This is a genomic window from Methanosarcina sp. 1.H.T.1A.1, from assembly GCF_000979295.1.
In the GTDB taxonomy this organism is placed as follows: domain Archaea; phylum Halobacteriota; class Methanosarcinia; order Methanosarcinales; family Methanosarcinaceae; genus Methanosarcina.
In genome coordinates this window covers 1-12,349 of the sequence record NZ_JJQY01000026.1, presented here as the reverse complement: position 1 = coordinate 12,349, position 12,349 = coordinate 1, and the positions used below count along the sequence as shown (strand labels likewise).

Below are 12,349 nucleotides of genomic sequence, written 5' to 3'. Positions count from 1 at the left end.
GAACGTAGGGGATGGGCTTGTGGACTTGCGAACAGTAGTTCGGGGGATGAAGCAAGAAGCCCCTTCCTCGCCATCAGGCAGGGAGGGGGTAGTTCACGGCAGCATCAGCTACAACAGCATCAAAAATGAGCTTTTGAAAAATGACGTTCAACAACACCTTCGACTCCTTCCATCCGAAAATCCGAGAAGCCCTTAAGACTCTGGGTTTCACCAAACCCACCGAACCGCAGGAAAGGGCATTTCCCCACATCCTGGACGGAAAGCACACTCTTTTGATAGCTCCCACTGGCTCTGGAAAGACCGAATCTGCTGTGCTCCCTGTTTTTCACAGTATCCTGAAAAAGAAACCTGAAGCGCGAAGAGGTATTTCTGCCCTTTACATCACTCCACTTCGGGCTCTCAACCGGGATATGCTTTCCCGCATTGAGCTTCTCGGGAAATTGCTTGATATCAAAGTCCAGGTCCGGCATGGAGATACGCCTCAAAGCGAAAGGCAACGCCAGTCCAAAAACCCTCCGGATGTGCTGATCACAACTCCTGAGACCCTGCAGGCAATGTTTACGGGTTCCCGCCTTCGGCAGAACCTTGAAACCGTAACGCATGTGGTGGTTGATGAAATCCATGAGCTCGCAGGCTCGAAACGCGGTGCCCAGCTGGCAGTTGGGCTTGAGCGGCTTGTGGAAATCTCGGGGGAATTCCAGAGGATAGGACTTTCGGCAACAGTCGGGAACCCCTGGGAGATTGCAAGGTTCCTGGCAGGGGCAAACCGGGATTTTACGGTTATTGAGGTTGCCCTGCTGAAGCTGCTGGAGTTCGATATAGTCAGCTCTCATCTTTCCGGAGGGATCGAAGGTGCAGCCGGAGAAAAAGAAATTCTGGAAATTGCAAGTACCGTGGGCTGTGAGCTTGAGTTTGCCTCCCACCTTTTCCGAATCCGGAAAATAGTTGAAGAAAGCCAGTCCACCCTTATTTTTGTGAATACGCGCCAGAGTGCAGAAGCGCTTGCTGCAGGTTTCCGGAAGCTTGGAGCGTCAATTGGAGTGCACCATGGCTCCCTTTCCTTTGAAGCCCGTGTTGAAGCTGAAGAGGCGTTCAAGTCCGGAGTTCTCAGGGGCCTTATCTGCACCTCGTCAATGGAACTCGGGATCGACATCGGAAACGTTGACCGGGTGGTTCAGTACGGGTCCCCGCGCCAGGTCTCAAGGCTGCTCCAGAGGGTCGGGAGGGCAGGGCACAGGCTGCATGAGGTTTCCCGGGGCACGATCATCTCCATGGAAGCGGACGACATCGCCGAGAGCATGGCAATTACAAAGGCTGCACTGGAAGGCAGGGTTGAAGAGATTTCCCCGCACAGGAATTCCCTTGACGTTGTGGCAAACCAGATTGCAGGCATGGTTATGGATTTCGGGGAGGTCGGAATTGACAGGATTTTCAGGATCCTGGGGCGGACCTACACGTTCAAGGATTTGCGGATTGAAGATCTGCAGCGGGTGGTGGACCAGATCGGGGACTACAGGCTGGTCTGGCACGAGAAAGGCTCAAATGTTGTGAAAAAACGCAGGAAGAGCTGGGAGTACTATTACGATAACCTTTCCATGATCCCGGACGAAAAGAAGTACGAGATCTATGACATCGTGAGTGGAAAGTCCATCGGGGTGCTGGACGAAGCCTTTGTGGTAAATTTCGCCCAGCCCGGAGCCGTTTTCATAACTAAAGGGGATATGTGGCGGGTCATTGAGATGCCTGACCGGGAAAGGGAGCCGGGCCGGGACAGGATCAAGGTCGAGCCCGTCGAAGGCATGGGGGAAGTCCCGAGCTGGACCGGAGAAGAGATCCCTGTGCCCTTTGAGGTAGCCCAGGGTGTGGGAAAGCTCAGGGCTGAAACCGCAGCCCTCATTCGCGAAGGGCTCGATGACGAGGCAGTTGCGGAAAAGCTACAATTGAAATATCCGGTAGCCAGGACAGCCGTGCTTGAATTTATCCGCCTGCTGCGGGACCATGTTGAAGGAGGCTTCCCCCTCCCGGATGCGGATACAATCGTAATCGAAGACGAAGGAGACGCTGTGACCCTGAACGCCTGTTTCGGGCACAACACCAACGGCACCCTTGCCCGAGTTCTCACCTCCCTTCTATCGGCCCGCTTCGGGAGCAGTGTTGCCCAGGAGGTAGACCCGTACAGGATCAGGCTAACCCTCCCCCGCCGGGTGGGTCCCGCACAGATCCGGGACATGCTCACATCCCTCCGCCCGGAACATGTTGAGCCTATCATCGAAATGACCCTGAAGAACACAACCCTGATGAAATGGAAAATGGTCCACGTAGCCCGCAAGTTCGGAGCCCTCTCCCGGGACATCGACTACGACAGGATCAGCATGAAAAAGCTCCTTGAAATCTACGAGGGTTCTTCCATGTACGACGAGGTAGTCCGCGAGATCTTCCACGATATGCTCGACGTCCAGAGGGCAAAAGAAGTCCTGACAAAACTTGCAGCCGGCGAAATTGCAGTCGAGGTCTCGGGCCCGACCCCCATCGGTTCAGCCGGCTTTGCCATGAAAAGAGACCTTGTAGCCCCGGAAAAAGCCGACCGTTCAATCGTGCTTGCCTTAAAGGAACGCATCATGAACGACAATATCATCCTCTTCTGCACGACCTGCAAGAAATGGACCTCCCGCCGCCAGGTCAAGAACGTGCCTGAAGAAATCATCTGCCCGGTCTGCGACTCAAGAATGGTTGCAGCCCTCAAACCCTGGGAAGAAGAGGAGATCAAACTTGTCAAAAAGCAGGGAAAGGGCGTCCCTATCTCAGCCGAGGAGAAAAAACGCATCCAGAGAGTCTACCGGAACGCCAGCATCGTGAACTCGCAGGGGAAAAAAGCCGTTATTGCGCTTGCGAGCAGGGGGGTTGGGCCTGAGACTGCGTCGAGGGTGATTGAAAAGATGAGGGTGGACGAAGAGGCGTTTTACAGGGATATCCTGATTGCGGAGAGGCAGTATGTGAAGACGAAGAAGTTCTGGGAATAAATGGAAAATTGAAAGGAGATATTTTTGTTCCTAAAAAGGAAACGATTATATTCACTTGCTCTCAAGTACAAGTACATGTCTGTGAATTTTGATAAGAAACAAGTAGAATTGAGTTTCAGAAAGTTTTCGGACTACGCTGACGATGTTTTGTCCTCCAACTGTCACACTTTTTATACAAGGTTCAATATACTTCTTCATCATTGTGAATATGACGAAGTAATGTCGATTATAAGCAGCCAATTAAAAAGCATCGACGTTCATTTTGAAGATTGGTGGGAGAAAGGTATGAGCACAGGTGGGTCATTTATTGGAAGTAAAGACTTTAATCTACCTGTAGGTGAGAATGAACGAGATTCCCTTTTATATCAATTTTGTCTGAAAATCAATACTGGAAGCCTCGATTTAAAACTTTTTTGTTTAGACTTTTTTGGAAGTCATGACCTTGATGAGACTGTATGGGACTTCAATGATGCTATTGTAAAACCTCTGGTTAGATCAATTAACTATAAACTCGAAAACATTTTTTATACTGTAACTAAATCTTTGGGGGCTACTCAGGAAATTCCAGTACAATTTTTATATGTTTATCAAGATTATAGTACGTCGATTATTGGGAATGTTAAGATTAGTGGTGATGGAGCTATAGGAGATGGTGCAAAAATTGAAAAAAAATCGATCCTATGACTCTTCAGTTTCTATAAAAGGTGACGTGAACATTGGAGGGGATGGAGCAATCGGTAAAAACGCAACAATTATAAAGACAATTAAGGAAAATAAAAAACTTACTTTAGCTGGATTGTTAAGCTTGATTGTAAGTCTCATCACTATTTATTCATTTATTTCAGATAATTTTTCCTAATTATCATCTCAAACTTTTTAATAAACACGTTTCATAACTGTAATTTTGCAGCTACTCAAAAGTATTAGTTTTTTTGGTTTGCTTTAAAAATTCAGATTTTTCAAATAGCAGCGCAATCTTCGGATTTCCAATCGAAGGATTTGAGGGGGGTTGAGGCGAAAAATATAATTAATAAGTTATATCGCTCCAAAAGCTTTCCTTTATCAAATCTCTTCCGGCTCTTCGTCATTTCCCTATGGATAACATGATTTTCAATTCAAGACCGCATTGGTTTTTATGAGTATATTCACACAAAACAACGAAGAGCTAAAAAGAACCTACAAACTTAATGAAGAATTATTTTTTCCAACATTTCTTTTTGTCTATTTTCTAGTAAATTTACATCCCATTTATCTTGGGTTTGTATGAAAACTTTACTTCCTTGGAAAATATCAATTCGACTTTTCAAGTACTTTCTTTTCTTTTCTTCAAAGTCTAAATTGCCTAACCTGCTATTTTTCTTTTTACTTATTAACACCAAATTTGACAGTTTATTCGTCCAGTATTCTTTTTTATCAGGGGTAAAAAGTTTTACCCATTCACTATCTTTACTTGGATTTTGGGGCAAAACGTGCTCAACACTGATATTTTTGTAATCAGACAAATGTACTGTATTCTCACTTACTAAATATTCATACTTTAAAAGTATATATCTTGCAAATCTTTTTCCATATACATCAAGATTCAAAGTCCCAAATAAATCGCTATCTTTTATATCAAAAATACCTTCGTTATTGATTACATCTTCAGGATTGTTTGATACCTCAATATATTTTAGTATATTATTCATGTTTTCAATTCTTTTTGTTGGACTTTCTCCTAATATCCAATCACCACTAAATTTGTATTCGAGTTTTTCTAAAAATTCTTTAATTTTGTGGGTTTCGTACTTTTTATAATAAAGCAACAAAGGGGGTATCCAATCTTCTGAAGGGAGTCCAATTTGCATTATTGTAACTAAATTCATGTATTCATTATCAAGTTTTTTATTCTCGAAATCAATTATGGAGGAATATACATTTTTATATTCATTTATTAATTCTACAGTATCGATTCCTTTTTTGAGTTTTCCTCTCTTATAGATGTTATCTTCAAATTCTTGCAACAAATTTACCCTTGCTTTTTCTTTAACTAGAATCGTACGGATAAAGGATAGGAATCTATCAAAGTCTTCTCCGAATCTATTTTCGATATTTTCCCACATCCGCGCATATTTTGGTTGATTTTTGGCATCAATTTCCCCAATATTCTCAGATTTCAAAATGTCAGCATTTGTAAGAGGAATTCCTCTGTTGTTAAGAATAGTGAATAACCTGAACGCATCTTCTCTATTGCTAGTTGCAACATAAATAAATACAACGTTTTTTACTAAGAATTTTGAAAATGATTCAATTTCTTCAAATCTTTCTTCTTCAAGGAAAAAATCATTAATAAAAAGTATAGCCTTTGACATATTTGATATAGATATATTTCCGGAGTTTATTTTTGAAAAAAGTTTTTCTTTTTCAGCTGTTCCCCCTTTGTGAAGGATGAACTGTTTAATGAAATCTTCTACATCATCCCTTATTTTATAAATAATTCTGATTCTTTCAGGAATACTGTCAAACTCATCTTCCTCAGTAAATATTCTTTTGTGAAATGACTTCCCAAGCTTTCCATTTTTTGTGATGTCTCTTATTACGGCAGTGATTATGAATAGCGTTGTAAGTCTTTGTTGTCCATCCAATACCTCGTACTCATCCTCAAGTTCTCCGTTCTCAGTGTTTTTCAGAACTAATGAACCTAAAAAATACTCGTTGCTACTTTTGTATTTGAAAGCATGCCAAAGATCATCAAGGAGGTCACTTACATTGTCTTGTTCCCATACATACGATCTTTGGTACTCGGGAACCAAAAACCAAAAATCTTTAAATAGTTTCAGAAATTCAATCTTTTCAGCTTCAATTTTGTTATTCATTTGTTTTTCCCCTACAAGTTTGTCCATTGTAGGACTTAAGCACTTGAAGTACACAATCAAGTACAATGGACGTTATAATCAACTCCACTATTTAATCAGTTAACAATTTGATACTATTGATTTCTTGGTTCAACCGTGTAAATCATACATTGGTTTATTACTGATGGTAAAAAATAACATATTAACTTTTCTTTTTTATTTTGGATAATAATCAAGCAACCAAACTTAAATTGAAGATTTGAGCGTAGCAGTTAGCTGGCGGGAGGAAAAATATAATAAAAAGTTATTCTAGGTGACTAAAATATCTTCAAAACAGCGGCGCAATCATAAAATTTCCAATCGAAGGATTTGGGGGGCTGGGGCGGAAATATAATAAAAAAATGATGCCATCCCGAAATTCCTCCTTTATCAAACCTATTTTTTTCATTTAATAAGATTTAAAGAGTAAAACAGGCTTTCAGTGTAATGTAAAAAGGAGAAGGTATTATCCGGCTGAGATACAAATTCCCTCAAGTAAACTCTGAAAGGCACTCAGAACTGATCACAAGCAACTGGATACAGCTACGTGAGCCTGACAATATCGCATCCACCATACTTGCAGCAGTCCCGTTAATGATACTGAATACTCTGCTTTCTATAGCGGTCCTCAACATGTTTTCGCCTTTCTCTTTAGCAGATCTCGGCATTAACTCTTTACAAACGATCACACTAACTATAAACTTACAGGATGTTGCATGCCTTATCGGGCTGGTTTTTATCCATGAACTTATTCATCTTGTCTTTATCCCGGACTTTTTAATTTCGGATAAAACGTTTTTAGGAATTACTTATTTTGGGGGATTTGTTTATTCTGAAGAAGCGGTATCAAAATCAAGGTATATTCTTATCACACTGGCACCTTTTGTCTTGCTTTCAATAATACTGCCTGGAATTCTGGGGGCTCTGGGTCTATTAAATCCGTTAGCCAAGGTCCTGATATTATTAAACGCTATGAGTTCCGGAGTGGATATGCTAACCTTAGTCCTTGTACTAATCCAGGTGCCGGCCGATGTGTATTTTACTTCTAATGGGATAAGGACTTACTGGAAAAAGACGGATAAGAGCATTTCCGGAAGCAACTGAAGATGTATGATCTAAGGTAGACAAGCAAAAATCTTTTTTTCAAGATATTTCTCATGTCTTCCATGAATATTATAGATGTGAACTTGTAAGTGCAAACAACTTATTTGAGGGTCATAAGTTGTGCTGATGATGAGAGTTTCAATACTACACCTTTCAAAAACTGAAGAAACTTCAAATCGGCGGCGCAATCGGAGGATTTTCGGTTGAAGGATTTGAGGGGGGCTGGGGCGGAAATATAATAAAAAATTTATACTCCTCCACAAGCTTTCCTTTACCAAATCTATTTTCTCTTTTTTGCCTTCATTTTACTCCAGCATACCTTTAAATGATCACAAACAAAATATACTGACATGGAGAATGCTGCCCGTCACAAAGAGTTGTTCAAAAAAATCTCTTCCTTCCTTGAAAAAGAAGGAGCGACAAAGGTAGCTGTTTTTGGCTCTTATGTAAGAGGAGAGGAAAAGCCGGGAAGTGATATAGACATTCTTGTAGAGTTTTCCGAAACGAAAAGTCTGCTTACTCTCGTCAGAATTGAGAGAGAACTGTCAGAGTTTCTTGGAATGAAGGTCGATTTGCTTACTGAAGATTCAATAAGCCCATACCTTATTGATGGAATAAGAAGGGAAGCAAAAGTGATTTCGGCATGAAAAAGAATGATTCTGTTTACCTCAGTCATATTCTCAATTCAATTGGACGTATTGAAGAATATACTGAAAGTATGGAAAAAGATGATTTTCTATCCAGCAATCTGGTTCAGGACGGGACGATCAGGCAGATTGAGATCATAGGCGAAGCTACCAAAAACTTATCCAAGGATCTCCGTGATAAATATCCTCTGATTCCCTGGAGTGACATTGCAGGTATGCGAGATAGATTAATTCACCACTATTTTGGGGTTGACCTTAAAGCAGTCTGGTATTCTGTGAAAGTCGATATCCCTGCTTTGAAAAATGAGATTCTGGCTATACTCGATGTTCTGGAGACTGAAAAGTAATCATGGATTCGACTTATTTGCTATTTCTTTTCTTATAAGACTCCAGTTCCTGCTCCAGATAGAAATAAAAGGCTCTTTTTGATTTATGCTGACAAATGAATACATCAATATTGCATATTTCTGAATCTAAATAATCTTCAAAACAGCGGCACAATCTCCGAATTTCCAATCGAAGGATTTGAGGGGGGCTGGGGCGGAAATATGAAAAACCTGTTCAAAAAAAGATTGATTCTTCAATTTACATTTCCCGATAAACATGTTTTCTCGAATCAATATTGACTATATGAATCAATATTGACTATAATTATGATAACTTCTATAGTCGATCCGATAGAGAATCCTAAAATCCCCAACTCTTATTCTAAAAAGCTTTTCGCTTGTTCCGTAGATTCTTTTGGCATCGTGGAGTATTGGATCTTCAGCGAGTTCTTTTTGTGTGCCGGGAAAAAGCCGCGCTGAGGCGTGGGAAAAGAACCCGTCAGGACGGCTAATAAGGTTGCTTCGGTTTTAGATCTGAATGGTAGAACTTTCCTGGCCGCCTTTTCACTTCAACACACGGGTTTTCTAAAAATGAAGGATCAGGGCGGGGAAAATATAATAAAACAATTATATTGCTCCTGTTTCTGATGTTTCTCAGTTACTTTTAGTCTTCAAAACCTTAAGGTTACCAGTTAATTTCCAACAAAATGGTAAGATGGAGGTGGTATTTCCACTTCAGTGGTACTTATATTTCCACAGTACTTGCACTTGTAATACCTCCTGATCGTCGGGACTCCTCTTATTTCTTTTGTGTCTGGGTCTCTGCACTCGAAACTAAGTCCTGTTTTTCCGCATTTTTCACATTCAATTTCTCTGGGCATTCCCTTTGTTCCTTTATAGCTTAGTGTGCCTGCAGGACTTTCACTGCTGTCTATATATCCACAGTGCTTACATTTCCAGTATCGAGTTGTTGTGACCTTAAATGAATTTGCATTGCTTAATTCTTTGATATCCGGTTCTTCTCTTTCTTCATAAGCATAGTTCTTATGACATTTTTTGCATTTGGTAGCTTCTGCATATTCTATGTTGCAAGTTAATGAAACCCCTGCCCCTATAAGGAGCATTCCTACTATCAGTCCCAGAGGGTATAAGAACCAGTTGATTTCCAACAAAAATACAGATCCAGAAGCGATTATAATTCCTATAATAATACCCAGCATTCCAATAATTCGAGTGGCAGCTCCCCCAAAGGTGTTAATAAAAGGTACCCAATTGAGTATTCTTCTATCTACCATTTTTCCTTTGTACACAGCTATGCGTGTTTCTTGCAAGCATTCCATCGAGTAATCTTTATCTTTTTCTCCGTCGTTTTTTGTCTGGGTTTCTCCGGTAATTTCGGCCAATTTAACGTCATCTATCCTTCAAGTATCAATCAGAAACTATAAACTTTTATTAAGTTTGAGTGTTACTTATAAGTTTTTATCAGTATTTGTGGCTATGAGGCCGGAATTTGTGTGGAATATTCTGTTATTTCAGGTAGGATCGGAAATTAGATAGATTGCTCTTCAGCAGTTCTGCCGAAAATGGGGGTTTTCTGATGCATAATTGCGAAATGAGGAGAGCGTAACTTATGCTTCAATAGTTTTCTCTATCTTACGATTTGAGGGGGGCTGGCGGAAAATATTATAAAAAAGTTATATCGCTCCGGCTTCTGCTGGCTTTCAGCTAATTTCTTTCTTCAATTTTCCTTCTGTTACGGAAAAGCTGCGCTTTAGTGCGGAAACAAACTCGCTATCAGTAACTTGTTTTCCAGGCTCTGTAAGTTTCCAGGTCATCTTTAATAAGGTTAAATGCAAAAGCAAGCACAGCGACATCATCCACAAATCCAAGTAAAGGAATAATATCCGGAGAGAAGTCAACCGGACTTATGAGATACAGGAGAGCGAATGTTATCACTAATACTGTTTTCTTTGGAACCGGGTATTTCCCGTTGAAGGAATCTGCTAACATTGAAAACAATAATTCCAAATTATCCCAAATTTTCCTGGGATCTGCTCGGCGGTGATGGCCACCTCTTATTTCTTCAGTAAAAACCGTGCTGGTATCAGAATCTTGATCCGGATTTACATTAAATTGGTCAAGATTTGATCCAACTTTCTTCGCTCTGAAATTATAGGTTTTGTCCATGATAATCCTCCAATCTCATATTGGATTGTATCTCGGGGTTCTTAAACCAAATCTCAAATTGGATCTTTTTTCCTTTTTTGCATCAAAATCGATTTTAAATTAAGTGTTTTTTGCAGTTTGTGTCAAAAAATATACAAGCACTAAAATAATTGGGTACAAATAAAAACGGTGATAATAGGATATTAAGTTTGTCTCAAGAATTCCTTCCCCATTCTTCAATTTTATTTTGTCTAAAATAATCTAAATAATCTTCAAACAGAGGCGCAGTCGAAGGATTTGAGGGGGAGCTGGATCAAGGAATCGATTTTCGGAAAATAGGGCAAAATTTGAAGCAGCCTTCTGGTACAAAATCTATAGCCCTCAGGCAAGAAAATTCCTTACTGATGATCAATAAAATAGTCTCTAAAATATTACAAAAAAATGGTAAAGTTTCCGAACAGATACAGAGGAGATTAAAATGGTTCGGAACTAAAAAAATTAAATTTGATTTGGTAAAATCAGTAAGATATTAGATTTGCTGAACCATTTTTTCTACCTTAATTCCGGTTTCGGTCAGGAAGTAAACCTCTTCTTTTTTTGCGATCAGCTCTTTTTCGTCCAGTTCCTCGAGGGTCTTTGCTATGGTAGGATATACTACCCGAAGTGTTTTAGCGATACGTTTTCCTTCCATTTCCCCTTTTGAGGCGAGCAGAGAGAGTACTTTTTGCCTTACGTTGTTTCCGTTCACAAAACCTATTAACTCATTCATAGGGTACCTCCCGGATATGTTGGATTTCCCGGGCATTATTATATCGGCACATTTATATATATCAAGTACATAAATGTGTGGTTATATATGTAACATAAAAAGATGGGGTTCAAGATATATTTAGCTTTTTGCTGGCTGAAAAATGCTTTTTCAGGCAAAAACACAAATTTTCGGGGTTTTATTCTTCAAGGTACGAATCCGGTTTTCCGGAGTTTCTGTTTCGTGAAGCTACCTGCACCCGAATTTTTAGATTTTTTCGTATACTGCCCCCATTTTTTATGCAAACATGTTAATTCTATTAATTCCAGAATTAATTCCAGACTGTGAGATTTATTCTGTCTCGATGAGATTATTTACTTAAAATACAAATAATAAAAAAAATACAAAGCTCTGGTTGGCTTTTTATATAATTGAGAATTTTTGTTTATGACCGAAATTCAGTATAAAGTGCCTTAAAAACACCATTAGGCTTTAATATCATCATTGATAAGTACTTTATATCTAATCAGTTATTTTCGGATGTAAATTACATATACAATGATTACAAATTTGGAGGACATACCAACAAATGAGCAGCGGAATGTGCCCGGTATGCGGGCTTCCTAAAGAACTTTGCATCTGCGAAGAGGTTGCTAAAGAGCAACAGAGAATTACTGTGAAAGTAAACAGAAGGAGATATGGGAAAGAAGTCACTGTTGTAGAAGGTTTCGATGCAAGTGAAATTGACCTTCATGAACTATCTACCTATCTTAAATCAAAATTTGCATGCGGCGGTACAGTAAAAGGAAACACTGTAGAACTCCAGGGCAACCACCTGACCCGCATGAAAGAAGTCCTCATGGAAAAGGGTTTCTCTGCTGAACAAATTAAGAATTAAACTCTGAATCCGTCCCCCACCGGAACAACCGAACCTGAGAACCGGAATGTAAATTTATAGATTCAGGGTTGTACGTATCTTTTTGCCAGTTTTTCGATAGCTTGTGCTTTATTCTTGGTGCATCGAAAGGAACCTGAGTTCCTGCTCGGAAAACTATACAAAAAGTGCGTTGTTATATATTTTAAAAATTCGTGTTATATATTGAAAACCAATTGTTATAATTTGATCTGTGCAAGTGTTGGTCTCCAATGAAAACAACATGCGAAATTATGGTACAGAAAGTTTTGCCTGCAATCAGGGCTGAACTTTCACGGGCAATGATTTTCGAGCATGGATGCACGCAGCAGGATGTAGCAGATATCCTTGAGCTTTCAAGAGCTGCGGTATCCCAGTACGTGAGCGAAAAACGCGGGGCAGAAGTTGATTTTTCTGAAGAGACCCAGAAAGAAATCCGTAAATTTGCATCGGTGCTCTTAAATGGTGGTTTATCCTCTCAGGAGAAGGTAGAGGGTATGTGTAGCATCTGTCTCTTATACACATCTCCGAGCCCACGAGACGGACTCCTAT

12 protein-coding genes are annotated in these 12,349 nt (G+C 40.2%); 8 read left to right on the top strand and 4 right to left on the bottom strand.

Annotated elements, in window-relative coordinates:
- From EO95_RS17825 to EO95_RS17425, 3 genes are all read left to right on the top strand, one after another.
- On the top strand, positions 1-196 hold a 196-nt coding region (locus tag EO95_RS17825; RefSeq protein ID WP_235282838.1), incomplete at its 5' end, for a hypothetical protein.
- The gene (locus EO95_RS03220; protein WP_048132097.1) at positions 141-3,020 is read left to right on the top strand and encodes a DEAD/DEAH box helicase; all 2,880 of its coding nucleotides are present in this window, start codon (positions 141-143) and stop codon (positions 3,018-3,020) included. The genes EO95_RS17825 and EO95_RS03220, both read left to right, overlap by 56 nt.
- A 285-nt stretch (positions 3,021-3,305) precedes the next feature.
- Positions 3,306-3,704: a hypothetical protein gene (locus EO95_RS17425; protein ID WP_156163963.1), complete on the top strand. Its 399-nt coding sequence runs from the start codon at positions 3,306-3,308 to the stop codon at positions 3,702-3,704.
- 500 nt (positions 3,705-4,204) lie between these two features.
- Here the strand turns inward: EO95_RS17425 and EO95_RS03205 are convergent, their stop codons facing one another.
- Positions 4,205-5,902, bottom strand: coding sequence for a DUF262 domain-containing protein (locus tag EO95_RS03205; protein WP_200894990.1), 1,698 nt, complete (start codon positions 5,900-5,902; stop codon positions 4,205-4,207).
- Between the two features lie 585 nt (positions 5,903-6,487).
- Between EO95_RS03205 and EO95_RS03200 the strand changes: the two genes are divergently transcribed.
- The 3 genes from EO95_RS03200 (at position 6,488) to EO95_RS03190 (ending at position 7,991) form a co-directional block, all read left to right on the top strand.
- A complete protein-coding gene (locus tag EO95_RS03200; protein WP_235282837.1) occupies positions 6,488-6,997 on the top strand; it encodes a DUF3267 domain-containing protein in 510 nt (169 codons plus the stop codon).
- Positions 6,998-7,347: 350 nt separating this feature from the next.
- A complete protein-coding gene (locus EO95_RS03195) occupies positions 7,348-7,644 on the top strand; it encodes a nucleotidyltransferase family protein (RefSeq protein ID WP_048132088.1) in 297 nt (98 codons plus the stop codon).
- Entirely contained in the window at positions 7,641-7,991 is a 351-nt protein-coding gene (locus tag EO95_RS03190) for a DUF86 domain-containing protein (RefSeq protein WP_048132086.1), read from the top strand. The genes EO95_RS03195 and EO95_RS03190 overlap by 4 nt, the downstream gene beginning before the upstream one ends.
- A gap of 671 nt (positions 7,992-8,662) precedes the next feature.
- Here the strand turns inward: EO95_RS03190 and EO95_RS03185 are convergent.
- The 3 genes from EO95_RS03185 to EO95_RS03170 all read right to left on the bottom strand — a co-directional run bounded on the left by EO95_RS03185 (position 8,663) and on the right by EO95_RS03170 (position 10,905).
- Entirely contained in the window at positions 8,663-9,373 is a 711-nt protein-coding gene (locus EO95_RS03185; RefSeq protein ID WP_052733472.1) for a hypothetical protein, read from the bottom strand.
- A 391-nt stretch (positions 9,374-9,764) separates the two neighbouring features.
- Entirely contained in the window at positions 9,765-10,157 is a 393-nt protein-coding gene (locus EO95_RS03180) for a YkvA family protein (RefSeq protein WP_048132084.1), read from the bottom strand.
- 508 nt (positions 10,158-10,665) lie between these two features.
- On the bottom strand, positions 10,666-10,905 hold the full coding sequence (locus EO95_RS03170; protein WP_048132080.1) for a transcriptional regulator: 240 nt from the start codon (positions 10,903-10,905) through the stop codon (positions 10,666-10,668).
- A 568-nt stretch (positions 10,906-11,473) separates the two neighbouring features.
- Here EO95_RS03170 and yciH point away from each other — a divergent pair.
- Both yciH and EO95_RS03160 read left to right on the top strand, forming a co-directional pair.
- A complete protein-coding gene (yciH, locus tag EO95_RS03165) occupies positions 11,474-11,782 on the top strand; it encodes a stress response translation initiation inhibitor YciH (RefSeq protein ID WP_011032808.1) in 309 nt (102 codons plus the stop codon).
- 248 nt (positions 11,783-12,030) lie between these two features.
- A partial coding sequence (locus EO95_RS03160; RefSeq protein WP_048132078.1) for a transcriptional regulator occupies positions 12,031-12,349 on the top strand: 319 nt, incomplete at its 3' end.

Coding starts and splice junctions, on each gene's coding strand:
- yciH (WP_011032808.1), top strand. CDS start 11,474: ATGAGCAGCGGAATGTGCCCGGTATGCGGGCTTCCTAAAGAACTTTGC.
- EO95_RS17425 (WP_156163963.1), top strand. CDS start 3,306: ATGAGCACAGGTGGGTCATTTATTGGAAGTAAAGACTTTAATCTACCT.
- EO95_RS03195 (WP_048132088.1), top strand. CDS start 7,348: ATGGAGAATGCTGCCCGTCACAAAGAGTTGTTCAAAAAAATCTCTTCC.
- EO95_RS03205 (WP_200894990.1), bottom strand. CDS start 5,902: ATGGACAAACTTGTAGGGGAAAAACAAATGAATAACAAAATTGAAGCT.
- EO95_RS03190 (WP_048132086.1), top strand. CDS start 7,641: ATGAAAAAGAATGATTCTGTTTACCTCAGTCATATTCTCAATTCAATT.
- EO95_RS03170 (WP_048132080.1), bottom strand. CDS start 10,905: ATGAATGAGTTAATAGGTTTTGTGAACGGAAACAACGTAAGGCAAAAA.
- EO95_RS03200 (WP_235282837.1), top strand. CDS start 6,488: ATGATACTGAATACTCTGCTTTCTATAGCGGTCCTCAACATGTTTTCG.
- EO95_RS03180 (WP_048132084.1), bottom strand. CDS start 10,157: ATGGACAAAACCTATAATTTCAGAGCGAAGAAAGTTGGATCAAATCTT.
- EO95_RS03220 (WP_048132097.1), top strand. CDS start 141: ATGACGTTCAACAACACCTTCGACTCCTTCCATCCGAAAATCCGAGAA.